The following is a 14652-nucleotide window of genomic DNA, read 5'->3' on the forward strand; positions in this document are numbered from 1 at the left end:
CTAACAATAAGAATACCACACTGCGCAGTATAGACAGTGTGGCAAGAAATTATTACACTTCAACCATTTGTTTTTCTGGAGGAAGCATCGTTAATGAAATACGGCCTTTGTTTACTTCTATTTGTTCCACCCATACTGTGACAATATCACCTAATGCCACAACCTCTAATGGATGCTTAATACGTTTTTTTTGCAACTTGGAAATATGCACAAGCCCATCTTGTTTTACACCAATATCAACGAATGCACCAAAATCGACGACATTCCGTACAGTACCTTGTAATTCCATTCCTACTTGTAAATCTTCCATTTTTAAAACATCCGTTTTAAGTAATGGTTGTGGGAAAGCATCACGCGGGTCACGACTTGGTTTCATTAAAGTATCTACAATATCCTGAACAGTAACAACGCCAATCCCTAGCTTTTCACTTAACGCTTGAACATTAAGAGCTGCAATTGCTTCCTCTGCTTTTTGTGTTCCTAGTTCTTTTTTATTTATGTGGGCCGCTTCTAAAATTTGCTCTGCAATATTGTAGCTTTCTGGGTGAATACCTGTCGCATCAAATGGATTTTTCGCTTCAGGTACACGTAAAAACCCTATTGCTTGCTCGTACGTTTTTGCACCAAGGCGTGGAATTTTCTTCAATTGCGCACGAGTTGTGAATTGCCCATTCTCTTCTCGTACTTTTACAATGTTTTCGGCAACGGTTTTCGATAGCCCTGAAACATATTGCAATAAAGAGGCTGATGCTGTATTGACATCGACACCGACTTGATTGACCGCTGTTTCTACTATAAATGTTAATGACTCTGATAATTTCTTTTGAGAAACATCATGCTGATATTGTCCAACACCTACTGCCTTTGGCTCAATTTTCACTAATTCCGACAATGGGTCCTGCAAACGTCGTGCAATTGACACCGCGCTCCGTTGCTCTACTTGCAAATCAGGAAACTCAGCACGCGCAACCTCCGACGCCGAATAAACGGATGCACCGGCTTCGTTGACAATAACATAAGCTACATCTGTGTTCACTTCACTTAAAACATCGGCAATAAATTGCTCAGTTTCGCGTGAGGCTGTCCCATTACCAATCGCAATGATTGTAATAGGATATTTCGCTAAAATCTCTTTCACAACTGCTTTTGATTTTGCTACATCTGGCTTTGGTGGATGTGGGTAAATCGCCGTAACTTCTAGCATTTTACCCGTCTCATCAACAACAGCTAATTTACAACCCGTACGATAGGCAGGATCCACTCCTAGTACATACTTACCTTTTAAAGGTGGCTGTAGTAAAAGATTGCGGAGATTTTCCGAGAAAATATGAATCGCTTGCGCCTCTGCTTTTTCCGTTAATTCATTACGTAACTCTCTCTCAATCGATGGTTGAATTAATCGTTTGTAGGAATCCTCTATTGCAAGTTTCACCTCTGCAATGGCAGGTGAGAAACCTGTTGCTGGTATCCACTCTTTCCACATAATCATCAGTACTCGATCTATCGGTACTTGGATAGCAACCTTTATGACATCCTCCTTCTCCCCACGATTTACAGCTAAAATACGATGAGGAACAATGCGGTTAACAGGCTCTTCATATTCGTAATACATTTCAAAAACCTTTTTTTCATCTAGTTCCGCATTTTTTAAAGCGGTAGTCAGTATGCCCTCTTTCCAAGAAAAAGTACGGATTTTCTGCCGTATACTTGCATCATCAGCAAAGCGCTCTGCTAAAATGTCACGTGCTCCAGCAATTGCATCTTCCACTGTTGCAACATTCTCTATATCAACAAAATCTTGGGCTAATTGGACTAACGCTTCACTACGATACTCTAGTAGTAGATCAGCTAGAGGCTCCAATCCTTTTTCCTTTGCGATTGTCGCTTTCGTACGTCGTTTTTGCTTATATGGGCGATATAAATCTTCAACACGTTGTAATACCGTCGCCACTTGGATGGCATGTTCCAGCTCTGGGGTAAGCTTATCTTGTTCTTGAATTAAACGAAGAACCTCTTCTTTGCGTTGTTCAAGTTGCTGTATGTAATGATAACGATCTTCTACAGCTTTTATTTGTACCTCGTCCAAAGAGCCAGTAGCTTCTTTTCGATAGCGCGCAATAAACGGGACGGTGTTACCTTCATCCAGTAATTTTATTACTGCCTCTGCTTGATTTGGTTTAATTGCTACATCCTTTGCAATAAGCTGGTACATTTGTTTTTGTTCCACATTATCACTACCTTTTTTCTTTTCATTTTACCACTACACTTCAATAAAAAACCAAAGATAGTCTATCCACCAAGAAGGACAGCCAAAAATAAAAGGCGCTTATTGCTATTGGATTATGAAACCCTCTAGTAATAAACGCCCTAATGATAGGTATTACAGTGGCACACTTCCACTTGCAAGAATGACCTCCTGTAATTTCTTAATTGCTTTTCTTTGAATTCTCGATACATGCATTTGAGAAATACCTAATAGTTCTCCCGCTTCTTTTTGGCTCAGTTGCTCTAAATAAGTAAGCTGAATAATTTGTTTTTCTCGCTCATTCAAAACTTCCATTGCGTCTGCAACAATCATTCTTCTGTTGGTCATTTCATAACCTATATCTTCTTTACCCATAATATCAGATAACGTGACAGTACTTCCGTCATTATCTGATTCGATTGAATGATCCATTGACAGTGCTTGATAGCTTCGGCTCATCTCCATTGCCTCTAAAACTTCTTCCTCCGGTACCTCTAAACGCTCGGCAATTTCTTTAATGGAAGGTGAACGTTGAAACTCTATCGTTAACGATTCTACAGTCGTTTTAATACGTGGTCCTATTTCTTTAATTCGTCTCGGCACATGAACATCCCACGTTTTATCGCGTAAGAATCGTTTAATCTCCCCAATTATAGTAGGTACAGCAAAGGCCTCAAAACTGCGACCAAATGTAGCATCAAAACGTCTTATTGCACCTAGTAACCCCAGCATCCCAACTTGCACAATATCATCGTAATAAGATTTACCATATGAATATTTCCTTGCAATGGACTCTACTAAATTACGATAATGAATAACCAAATTGGTTTGTGCTTCTTCATCTTCTGTTGCTTGGTACAATTCTATCCACTTTAATACATCTTCCTTAGTAGAAGATTTATGTAGTGATTCTTTCGACATTTTTTTCCACCTGCTCCCTAGCGACGTACTTTGTCATGAAGACAGTTACGCCACCATCGTTATTAATCATCACCTCATCCATTAAAGTTTCCATTAAATAAAGCCCTAAACCGCCCTCTCTTAGCCCCGCAATACTGTCTCCCGGATGATAAGGCCCAATTTTCGTTTTAATCTCCTCAAAGTTAAAACTATTCCCATAGTCTGCAATCATCATTTCCAACTTATTTTCATAGAGGGCGCAACCTATGACAATTTCGCCTTCTTCAACATCTTTATACGCATGGTGCACAACATTTGTCACCGCTTCACTAACGGCGATTTTCAAATCTTCAATATCATCGTAGCTAAACCCTATGCGGTTAGCTAATCCAGAAACCGTTAAACGAATAACACTGACAAACTGCGGCTTTGCAGGAACCCTTATCTCAATATAATCAAATTCCTTCATTACTTAATTCCACCTTCTTATCAGTTTCAATATCCATCAGTTCACTTAAGCCAGTAATTTCAAATAATCTTTGTAATCGTTTAGATAGGCCTACAATTTTAACTTTACCTTCTTCACGTAAAGCTCTTTTATAAAAAGCTACTAAAATACCAAGACCCGTACTATCCATATAATTCACTTTCGATAAATCTAATTTAATCTCCATACCTTCTGTAATCTTAACCGCCTCTAGTTCCTCACGCAGACCAGAAGCTGTAAATGTATCAATTTCACCTTCAACATAACCATATAATTTTGTGCCATCTTTTTTAAAATTTACTACCATGTCCATACAGCCCACCTCCACCATATTTATTAGACTTTTCTTCTTTACCCGCATCTATCGGATGTTAAACATGATTAATTTTTTTTCTTCGCATAAATTTTATTTTTTTGAGTTACAAAAAACCAACGACAATTTTCTACAAACTTAAAAGGCAATAATGCTTGTAATGAAAAAAATTAAAAAAACATCAGGATAAATAAAATCCCTGATGCTCTATACACATATGTATATCAAAATTTAACAAGCCCCAAACTAATCATCAATGCTCCATCTACTTTTTCCATTACTGCATGATCTAGCTGCGTAATACGATCAGTCAATCTAGACTTATCAATTGTACGCACTTGCTCAAGCAAAATGACCGAATCACGTTCAAAACCGTACTTTTCAGCATTTATTTCAACATGTGTCGGTAATTTTGCTTTTTGAATCTGTGCAGTAATTGCTGCGATGATGACAGTCGGACTAAATCGATTTCCAATATCATTTTGAATTATTAGTACCGGCCTAGTGCCACCTTGTTCGGATCCAACTACCGGCGATAAATCTGCAAAAAAAACGTCACCACGTTTTACATTCAAAGTGTCATCCCCCGCTAACGAGACGCTCCACTGTATGTTGTGCTTCATATTCCGCGTGCAAGCATTCACTTGCAATCATCAGGTTAATATGAGACATCTCAACATATCCTTTCATCATAGCTTCCCGTATTTGATTTGGTTGCTCCTGCATTAAATTTTTGCGCGACAAAATACGCACAAAAGATTCACCTTCAATTACTTCCTTTGTTTGTAGAATCAGTCTATCTTGAATAGCAATTGTAGCTTCTCTTAACTTTTTCTCGTACACAGCAAGCACCTCCAACGGAACCATACACTTTTTCATTACTACCCATTCTACCATTGAAAGATATTGTTGAAAAGACATGAAATGACAAAATATCTGACAATTTGAAGGACAAGTTGTAAAATTTTGTAGGTTGTCGAAAGTATGTGCTGGTACCATACGTCATATTGACTTGGTGCCTGTTATTTAATTTCACTATACATAATCCACTAATCCGAACAGAATTGGGTTTCCTATTCACTGATTAATTTCGACAAATATTCTTTAACACGATTTGTCTAAATGTATTGCAAAATTATTTTCATTAAAAACTACTTGTAATAAAATCCCTTACGCGTTCCACCCAAAATTTGTCATACTCCTTATTTAACTTGACCAAAATTGAATAATTACTATTCACCCTCATTTTATGAAGCGAAGGGCTACTTGGTTAAACAAAGTTAAATGTAAATACGAGGAACTCTTGCTGTAATAATGCATGGTACTTCATAATTAATCGTTTCTAGCTTTGTTGCCCATTCATCTATTGAAATCTCTTCTTGCCCTTGACGACCAATGAGCGTTACTTCCTTACCTATAGCATATGCTTTTGGCAGCGCAACCATACATTGGTCCATGCAAATTCGTCCAACTATAGGCATTCTTTGTCCGTCTATTAGTACCTCTTGTCCTGCTAATTTACGAATTACTCCATCTGCATAACCTACTGGAATTGTTCCAATCCACATATCTGTTTGTGCAATGAATGTTGCTCCATAACCTACTGAATCTCCTGCTTTTAACTGTTTGACATGGACAAGCTCACTTTCAAGTGAAAAGGCAGGCTCCAATGGAAATGGTAAAATTCCCTCTACATAAGATGATGGTGCTAAACCATACATTGAAATACCATAACGTACAGCATCATATTGTAAACGATTATCCTTTACCAAAGCCGTTGCTGTATTGGATGCATGTACTAGTCTAGGTTTGTCAGGCAATATAGCAATGAGCTTTTCAAATAACGCTACTTGGCTATCAAAATAGGCTGTGTCTTCCTCATCCGCTGTTGCAAAATGAGTAAAAATGCCATCCAATTCTACATTATCTGTTGAATGGATGGTATGGTATAGCTCTAATAATTCGCTTTCGGTGCGTATACCAATTCTGCCCATTCCGCTATCTACCTTAATATGTAGTTGTAAAGGGTTTTCTTCCCCTGTTACCATTGTTGCAGCTTGCTGTACCCAATCACTTGAAAATACTGTAAGCGTAATGCGTTGTTGTGCTGCATAGGATGCAAATGATACTGGCGAGGCTCCTAATATGAGTATGTCTGGTTCTTCGAAATGTGCTCGAATATGTAATGCTTCATCTGGTGTAGCCACTGCAAGCATTGTAGCACCCGCTTCCAAAGCTGCTTTAGCAACTGCAATATCCCCATGTCCATAGGCATTTGCTTTTACGACTGCGATAACTTGTACACTTGGTTGGAGTAGAGCTTTTAAATTTTTTATATTTTGTTGGATTGCTTGTAAATCTACAATTGCTTTGGTTGGTCTGAAATGCTGCTGTGTCTCCATTAGAATACCCTCTTTTTTAGTTATTAAACCGTTATGTATAGGAAAAAACTCCATATAACATTAAATCCTAGCCTACTACTTGTCCGCCATTCGGATAATACATTGTTCTGCTTGTACATACCATTATATAAATTCGACAGCATGTTAATTTTTCCCTTTTTATTCCTATCAAAACTAGTTTTTCTTTTGCAAACCATACAACACGTTTCTATAAATAATCTCCACGGTTTCACATTACTATACATAAACCGCTAGAAACAATTTACTTTTATTGCCTAATAAGCTACAGCTCTCTTTTCAGAAAGCTGTAGCTAGAAAAATTACTTCATACTACTTATCGTCATGGAAGTCGCAACTTCCACCATTTCTTCACGTGTTAATTTACTAGAAGCTACGAAGAATGCGACGCCGTCTTTTTCCCAGCTAATGGACGTATCTGTAATCGCGCCAATTGTAAACCCTAAGTCAACAGGATCACCTGGTGAAGTAACTGGTAACATAGAGGACTCTTTCAAAACTGGTTGTTGCATAACTGTAAACGCTTTATCACCTTCAAACGTTAAAATAACTCGTTCCATACCACTATCACTAATGGCTTTTTCATCTGTCATTTTCGTGTTCTCAAAATTTACAACTGGATAATGCGTTTGGAATTCTTGATATTCAACCTCTGCACCGACTGCTTCTTTTTCACCATTTGCATCTGCTTGACCTTTAGCATCCGTTTCACCATCTGCTTCCGCTTGACCTTTTGCATCCGTTTCACCTTTTGCATCTTTATCATCTTTTGCATCTTTGTTTGCAGGTGCAGCTTGTTCGCCTTTTGAATCTTCTGTTTCAGTAAATTGTTCAACAGCATACTCTTTCGCAGCATGTTGTACACCTAGCTTAATATTATTAAATGTAATACGAATTTGCTCTTCTTTGACATCATTCATAATCACTACAGATGTAGGAAGCATCGTTTTCTTATCTACCGTTATAACTTGGTGAGGCATACTATTTTTATAGCTATTTCTAGTAGCCGCTTCAAATATATATGCTTTGTCCTCTTCTTTCATGACTAAATTTTTATCTTCAGCTAAATCTTCTGCTAATGCTCCGATTAAATACGCCTGACTATTTTTCTTTGGCCAATCGCTTTGGAATTTGTACATTTTGTTTAATGTTGGTGTAACCACAAAAACTCCATCAGCATTACGCACAATCATTTGCGATACATCTTTCCCACTTTCCACTACTTCCACTCGATAGAAATCAGGTTTAGTATGCCACACGGTAACATCATATGTTCTAGGTTCTCCACCTGATTTAATCTCCATCTTAGCGTCTAACTCATAACCATTCGTCTCTGACCACTTACCATTAACTTTCTTCAACACTTTTTCCTGTGAGGCTGTACCACACGCCGACAGAAGTAATATCGCACAAATTAAGACGAGCCAAGTAACTAAACGGTTGCCCACGCTTTCACCCTTTCTTCTTTCAAATCCACTACGACAATATATGAACCATATTTGTCAGTTATGTCATTTGATAAAAAGGCAATATATTTTATTCCATAAGTAATATTACTTGCGCGGCTGCATATTGCTTAGAATGTGTAATACTAACAAAGCCCTTTACAAGCTCTCCTTTAAAATATAAAACAGGGTTACCCGCTTCCCCTCTTAATATTTCAACATCTTGTAGCGCACAATCTTTCCCTATTCCGGTACCTAGCGCTTTTGAAAAGGCCTCTTTTGCCGCAAATCGCCCTGCTAAAAATTCTATTTTGCGAGATTCAGAATGCGCTGCAAATAGTGCACGTTCGTTAACTGATAAAATGCGGTCTATAAATTTATCTGTGCGTGTCATTGCTTTCACAATACGCTCAGTTTCTACAATATCGAGACCAATTCCTTTAATCATATGAACTTCTCCTTTTCTTATTTCCAAAAAGCCATGTATAATAATTGTAAATTGAGGTGGAGCTATGTTTAGTAGAACAGAAAATTTTAAGCAATATACAAGTTATTATCCTGTTGTTTCAACACTAATAGCAGTGAATCTTATTCTTTATGTATTAACACTTCTTCCAGTCATAGGAGAACTGCTGTGGAACTATGGGATTCAAGTCAATTTCCTTATACAAAGCGGTGAATGGTGGCGGATTTTCTCTGCGATGTTCTTACATGCGAACTTTATGCATGTGCTCTTTAATATGTTCTCCCTGTTTTTATTTGGGCCAGAACTTGAGAAAATTGCAGGTAAAGCACGCTTCATTACGATTTATTTATTATCGGGTATCGTAGGGAACATGGCAACCTTTATGCTTAATGACAGTAGTTATGCCAGCCTTGGCGCAAGCGGCGCAATTTTTGGTATTTTCGGTGCGTTTGGTGCACTTGTCTACTACACGCGTCGTACAATGCCAATGCTTCGTAAGCTTATTTTGCCGATTATCGTCATCAGTGTCATCATGACTTTCTTACAGTCTAATGTAAATGTTTATGCCCATTTAGGTGGCTTAGTGACTGGATTCCTACTCGGACTTATTTACCTACATCCTACAAGAATTCTAAGTTGGCGCAAACAAAGAATGGCAGGAAAATAGCTTGTAAAAAGAGGAGCTACCCCATCAGTGAGGTGTTAATCACTGCGGGCTGTTCCTCTTTTTTATAGCTTAACATCCCTAGCATTCCATTTTTCCTAAGGTAATTGACATACTATCGTTGAAATTATAGTACAACAGTAGCCTCTTTCGCCATTTTTATTTTTTTCCATTCTACTGCGGTTAGCCCATAGACAACCTGATCTACATAATGATCGTATAGCCATTCAGCATCTCTTAAACGCCCTTCTTCATTGAATCCTAGCACTTTAGGAATTGTCCGACTACGTATATTCCCCACTGCAACGCGGACTTCAATGCGATTTAACTTTAGATATTCGAAAGCAAAATCAATAAATGCCCTCATCGAATTTGTCACAAGCCCATTGCCAACAAACTCATTCCCTAACCAATAACCAATACTTGTCCACTTATGTTGCCAATTCACTTGATGATAACCAATGACCCCCGCTAGCTTACCATCATAATAAATTCCAGCCTGTATCCCATTATGGTCAGCATATTGTTGCATTGCATTTCGAACAAATTGTTCTGTATCTTTGACCGTCTTGACATTGTCTACAAAGGGTAACCACTCACGTAAAGTTTCTCTTGAACGGTCTGTTAGCGCAAATAACTCCTCTACATCATTTAAATCTAACATTTTTAAATAGGTGTGCTCATTTATGCTGTATCGAAACATCAAATCCACCCCTTTTTGTCAATTTATTCTATTATAAACGCATTTTTTCTAGATTTGTATATAAAAAAAGCTAATCTTTACATTTTTATGCAAAGATTAGCTAATCATTTTCTATTTAATGTTCATACCAAGTTAATATAGTTTCAGCATCTTGTTGTTCTAGGCTAGGTACATTACCTGTCATACCAGCCATTCCTGACATTACCGTTGCTTTTATAGACATGACTTGTTTACGCTTTTGGAAATACGTTTGACTACTTTCCATAGATTGTATACGTTTTTTCTCCATAAACAATGTAATGCGACTAAAAATCCGATATTGCATTGTCAATTGCTTGCCGTCAATCATGTAGCCCGCTGTTCTATGCTGCCACATACCAAGGAATACGATTAATGGAATTAGTAAGAATGCTAATAACCCGTAAGGATATAAGAAATAACTACTTGCCCCTATTATTGGTACGAGCCAAAAGAAATCAATGCGATAAAAAAATGGACGTGCACGTTTCGGAGCCTTTATAAATTCAGGATGCCAATTCATTTCAGGGAAAAGTTGTTCTAGCGTTTGTACACAATCTTGTTTTTTAATCAGTGGGAACAATGCAATTTTTTTATCTCCACCCTTTTCACCATTCCCCCCCGCACTCTCTACTACAACAGTAGCAAAGCCAAATATTTGTCGCAAAGGGTTTTCAACAATACGGATAGCCTGTATTCGATTTAATGGTAATGTAATTCTTTTCTTCTCCAGTAAACCTTTAGTAATCATTAACTTTTCATCTTCAATACGAACCGTATAATCGTAATAATTCACAAGTGTTATAACAACCGATAGTAGCCACGCAATAATTAGCACAAACATGACCATTAAAGCAACTAAGAATGCACCAATCTTCACAAAATCCGCCACTTCATGAAAGACCTCTTCATACGGGATAATATCCGAAAACTGTGAGATGACCGCTGCTACCCCTGATAAGACTACGCCTATCCCACCGGAAGTCGTTGCTAATACAAGTAAATCCCGCATCGACATACGATAAATAACAGGCACCATTCCTTCGTTTATTTGCGCATGTGATGGTTCCACGTCAAGGGATTGGGCGATTTGTGTTTTTGCTCGGCGCATTTCTTCTTCAATAACGTCAGCTGCTATTTTTTGAATAGCTGTTAACTCTACCTCTGGCTTGCCACCTTTATTGCCTGCTGTTTCAACTTGCACCTTGACTAAGCCAAATATGCGATGAAAAATACCTTCATGGTAATTTAAACTTTGAATACGCTCAAATGGAATATAACGCTTCTTTTTGACGAATAACCCGTACTTCACTCTAAGTTCGCCATCCTCAAACCAGTAAACAAAGGTACGCCACTTTACAATACCACCGATAAGCGCTAGTATTGCCCCTACCCCCCATACACCAAACAGTAATACGGTTTCAAAAAAATGTTCACTTCGGAAGTTCAAAGAAAAGTTAAAGCCATTACTAATAATGATAATGGCTACAGGTAAAATCATACTCTTCAGTGCTTTAACACTAGAGATAATCGCCGATACGGGGTGTAAACGATACACTTCGTTAGACATCATCTTCCGCCACCCTTGCTAATTCCGAAATACGCGCACGAAGTCCATCTGCTTCATCCATGACCAGTGCAGGAATTGTATGTACCGTAGCGGCTGTAGAAATTGAAATATTACCTAGGCTGTATCTTTTTAAAATGGGGCCTTGTGTCGTGTCAACATGTTGCACACGTACCATTGGTATTAATGTGCGTTTGACAACAAACAAGCCATGTTGAACTTCAATTTCATGTTCACGCACTTCATATCTCCAGCGTTCCCAACGAATTTTCGGGAATAAATACGCAGATAAAAATGCACTTAATAGAACAACAGCAATCGCGATAAAATAAATAAATGAAGGCCATTCATAATAATAAGTGCCGTAACAAACCAATGCTGCAATGACTAACAACAGCAATGTTTGTAACACACCATATAATCGCCATACTGTTAACCCTTTTCGGGAAATTCGATGAATTGGTTCTGCTCTCAAAATTGTTCCTCCTCTTTTCATTACCTATGTATACGTACGTAAATACCAATTTGTTTCAAATAAATCCATAGCCTTTTCATCATAGTTAACCGCCGTCTAAACATCTAGTATATCGCCTTTTTGGTATACGACGCTATAGTGAGATACTTATAGTGAGCCACTTCCGTCGCTCGCACACTCACTCCCTCTTCCAAACATTCCAAATAAATTAATTCAAATATAAATATAAAAAACCTTACAGTCAATTTGACTGTAAGGTTTGAAAGTTCATTAGTCTTCATGGCGACGTGGTGCACGTGAACGACCTTGTCCACCTTCACGACGAGCTCCGCCCTCACGGCGACCACCTTCACGACGGCCTCCACTGTTGCGACGATCGCCACCACTACCTTCACGACGGTTACCGCCAAAGCTACGACCACCACCGCTTCTGTTACGGCCATTACGATCGCCACCACGGCCACCACCGCCACCAGAACGCTCACGGCGCATTGGTAATGGACGTTCTTCTGTAATTGTAACAGGCGTATCATCCGGCTCTTTCGTTAATGAGCGTAATGCAGCTGCTACTACATCGATAGCATCATGGTTTTCAAGGACTTCTGTAGCTAATGTGCGATAATCACCTAAGTTATTATTGGCAATAAGACCTTCAAGTGTCTCAATAGCTAAACGTTGTTGACCTACTAAAGCTTCGTCATTTGTTGGCGGACGAAGTGGTGTCATACGTTTTTTCGTTGTTTCTTCAACAATACGTAAATAGCCCATCTCACGTGGAGTTACAAATGTTACTGCAAGACCTGATTTTCCGGCACGGCCAGTACGACCAATACGGTGAACGTAAGACTCAGGATCTTGAGGAATATCAAAGTTATACACGTGTGTAACGCCTGAAATATCTAGACCACGAGCTGCTACATCTGTTGCAACAAGGATATCAATTTTATTTTCTTTAAATTGACGTAAAACTGAAATACGTTTTGCTTGGCTTAAATCACCATGAATTCCTTCAGCAAGATATCCTCGGATTGATAAAGCTTGTGCTAGCTCATCAACACGACGTTTTGTACGTCCAAAGATAATCGCTAATTCTGGTTGGTGAACGTTTAATAAACGAGATAAAACATCAAATTTTTCACGCTCAGCAGCTTTCACAAAGTATTGATCAATGTTATCCACTGTTAATTCTTTTGCTTTAATTTTTACAATTTCAGGGTCACGCATAAATGTCTCAGCGATTTTACGGATTGCTGGTGGCATTGTTGCTGAGAATAATAATGTTTGACGTTCAGCAGGTACGTTTTCTAAAATTGAATTAATATCATCAATGAAGCCCATGTTTAACATTTCATCTGCTTCATCCAGTACAAGTGTTTGAACATCTTCTAGTTTTAAAGTACGACGATTAATATGGTCTAAAATACGACCTGGTGTACCTACAATAATTTGTGGTTTATTTTTCAGCGCACGAATTTGACGTCCAATTTCTTGACCACCGTAAACTGATAATAATTTTACACGCTTGTCGTAGCCGATTTTATATAGTTCTTCTGAAACTTGAATCGCTAATTCACGAGTTGGAGCAATTACTAACGCTTGGATATTAGGGTTTTTAGGATCGATTTTCTCGATAAGTGGAATACCAAAAGCGGCAGTTTTACCTGTACCAGTTTGCGCTTGACCTAATACATCGCGACCTTCAATGGCAAAACGAATAGTACCCTCTTGGATTGGTGTTGCTTCTTCGAATCCCATACGTTTTACTGAACGTAGTGTAGATTCACTAATATTTAATTCTGAAAAATTTGTCAAACTTCTCAATCTCCTTTTTTCCTTTTAAGTTGACAAATGGTTACATTTTCAGATGAAGTTGTCGGCAAATTCGAGCCTGTGTTGTGGAACGTTTCCGTTACTTAAAAATTCTCTCTACAAATGCTTCAAGTAGAGCTCTCTTATATGAAAAGGAAAGCCCGGTCTTTACCGAGCGGTTCAATTCTGCGTAATTATTCACTTAGAATAAAACCGTTGTGTTCAAAAAAAAGTACTCTTCAACCAAATTATGAAGAGTCTTCGCACAAAATGTATCCATTGCTTACACTAGTCTATCACGGGAATCAAACGTATGCAACGATAACGCATGAGTCGTAATAATCTGACTACTTTACATATCCTTTAAAAACGCTAAAACCTTCGTAAACCAATCAAAACAATCTTCACAATAACAAATATGATGTTTGCCATTGTTAGAAAAATACAACTTTTTATTTGTTGAAGCAAGCTGATCAAACAAATATTGTGCGGTATGATAGGGCACAATTCCGTCTAATTTTCCTTGAACGATATACACTGGAATTTTAATGTCTTGATAATATGGCGCTACCCTTTGTACGAGTTTCATGAACTCAATTGTAGCTGCTAAGGGGACGTTGTTAAACTTATGACGATATCTCAAAAACAGCTCATTATTCGAAAGGTTGCGATGATACGCCTCGGTTGCTAGCATTTTAAAATCTTTTACAAGTTGCTTAGGGCTAATATATTTGGCTGCAGCACTAAGCAGGACAAGCTTCTTCACCTTATAACGTTTCGCTAAATATAACGCAATAATCCCGCCCATAGAAAAACCAACGACAATCACTTCATCCACTTTTTTCGATAGCGCTCGAAAAGCTAACTCCGCATCCATTAACCAATGTTGTGCGGTAAAGCCTTTCATCTTTAGTTCTTCTCCATGCCCAGATAAGGTAGGTGTCTCGATTAGCCAATCTGTATTGGCTCGTAAATAAGCTGTAAACGGCTCTACCTCATAAGCACCACCCGAAAATCCATGAATGCATAATACACCTATCGTCATTACCCTCACCTCAAAAAGTGGCTGTTTTACCAGCAACATAGCGCACAAAACGCTTTCTATATGCTTTTTAATAAAGGGTAAAAATCATCGCACTG

Annotated in this window: 15 protein-coding genes; 1 reads left to right on the plus strand and 14 read right to left on the minus strand. The window is 38.3% G+C overall.

Translation table 11 applies throughout. The features are described 5' to 3' along the window. Window positions 1-52 precede the first annotated feature (52 nt). The 9 genes from MKY08_RS19985 to acpS form a co-directional block, all read right to left on the minus strand. Complete coding sequence (locus MKY08_RS19985; protein ID WP_069509001.1) at window positions 53-2227, minus strand: Tex family protein; 2175 nt, start codon at window positions 2225-2227, stop codon at window positions 53-55. Window positions 2228-2380: 153 nt separating this feature from the next. Then, entirely contained in the window at window positions 2381-3166 is a 786-nt protein-coding gene (gene sigB / locus MKY08_RS19990; protein ID WP_069508998.1) for an RNA polymerase sigma factor SigB, read from the minus strand. Continuing rightward, on the minus strand, window positions 3144-3614 hold the full coding sequence (rsbW, locus tag MKY08_RS19995; protein ID WP_024361306.1) for an anti-sigma B factor RsbW: 471 nt from the start codon (window positions 3612-3614) through the stop codon (window positions 3144-3146). The genes sigB and rsbW overlap by 23 nt, the downstream gene beginning before the upstream one ends. Further along, a complete protein-coding gene (locus tag MKY08_RS20000) occupies window positions 3601-3945 on the minus strand; it encodes an STAS domain-containing protein (protein WP_024361307.1) in 345 nt (114 codons plus the stop codon). Before MKY08_RS20000 ends, rsbW begins: the two co-directional genes overlap by 14 nt. Window positions 3946-4169: 224 nt before the next feature. Next, window positions 4170-4520 carry a type II toxin-antitoxin system PemK/MazF family toxin gene (locus tag MKY08_RS20005; RefSeq protein WP_008177055.1) on the minus strand — a complete coding sequence of 117 codons (351 nt, stop codon included), beginning with the start codon at window positions 4518-4520 and terminating at the stop codon, window positions 4170-4172. Between the two features lie 4 nt (window positions 4521-4524). Further along, window positions 4525-4788, minus strand: coding sequence for a hypothetical protein (locus tag MKY08_RS20010; protein WP_080653282.1), 264 nt, complete (start codon window positions 4786-4788; stop codon window positions 4525-4527). Between the two features lie 437 nt (window positions 4789-5225). Next, window positions 5226-6347: an alanine racemase gene (gene alr, locus MKY08_RS20015; protein WP_069508995.1), complete on the minus strand. Its 1122-nt coding sequence runs from the start codon at window positions 6345-6347 to the stop codon at window positions 5226-5228. Window positions 6348-6667: 320 nt separating this feature from the next. After that, window positions 6668-7813: an outer membrane lipoprotein carrier protein LolA gene (locus tag MKY08_RS20020; protein ID WP_069508992.1), complete on the minus strand. Its 1146-nt coding sequence runs from the start codon at window positions 7811-7813 to the stop codon at window positions 6668-6670. Window positions 7814-7901: 88 nt separating this feature from the next. Then, complete coding sequence (acpS, locus tag MKY08_RS20025) at window positions 7902-8258, minus strand: holo-ACP synthase (RefSeq protein ID WP_069508989.1); 357 nt, start codon at window positions 8256-8258, stop codon at window positions 7902-7904. 64 nt (window positions 8259-8322) lie between these two features. Between acpS and MKY08_RS20030 the strand changes: the two genes are divergently transcribed. Then, complete coding sequence (locus MKY08_RS20030) at window positions 8323-8943, plus strand: rhomboid family intramembrane serine protease (protein WP_024361312.1); 621 nt, start codon at window positions 8323-8325, stop codon at window positions 8941-8943. A gap of 124 nt (window positions 8944-9067) precedes the next feature. Here MKY08_RS20030 and MKY08_RS20035 read toward each other — a convergent pair whose 3' ends face one another. The 5 genes from MKY08_RS20035 to MKY08_RS20055 all read right to left on the minus strand — a co-directional run bounded on the left by MKY08_RS20035 (window position 9068) and on the right by MKY08_RS20055 (window position 14557). Next, entirely contained in the window at window positions 9068-9643 is a 576-nt protein-coding gene (locus tag MKY08_RS20035; RefSeq protein WP_024361313.1) for a GNAT family protein, read from the minus strand. A gap of 115 nt (window positions 9644-9758) precedes the next feature. Then, window positions 9759-11231 (minus strand): PH domain-containing protein, encoded by a 1473-nt coding sequence (locus MKY08_RS20040; RefSeq protein ID WP_069508986.1) that lies wholly within the window; start codon window positions 11229-11231, stop codon window positions 9759-9761. Next, a complete protein-coding gene (locus MKY08_RS20045; RefSeq protein WP_081327862.1) occupies window positions 11224-11703 on the minus strand; it encodes a PH domain-containing protein in 480 nt (159 codons plus the stop codon). Before MKY08_RS20045 ends, MKY08_RS20040 begins: the two co-directional genes overlap by 8 nt. A 270-nt stretch (window positions 11704-11973) precedes the next feature. Then, on the minus strand, window positions 11974-13515 hold the full coding sequence (locus tag MKY08_RS20050; protein WP_069508980.1) for a DEAD/DEAH box helicase: 1542 nt from the start codon (window positions 13513-13515) through the stop codon (window positions 11974-11976). 349 nt (window positions 13516-13864) lie between these two features. Beyond that, entirely contained in the window at window positions 13865-14557 is a 693-nt protein-coding gene (locus MKY08_RS20055) for an alpha/beta fold hydrolase (RefSeq protein ID WP_069508977.1), read from the minus strand. Window positions 14558-14652: the final 95 nt, after the last annotated feature.

This window comes from Lysinibacillus sp. FSL M8-0337, assembly GCF_038593855.1.
Lineage (GTDB): Bacteria > Bacillota > Bacilli > Bacillales_A > Planococcaceae > Lysinibacillus > Lysinibacillus sphaericus_D.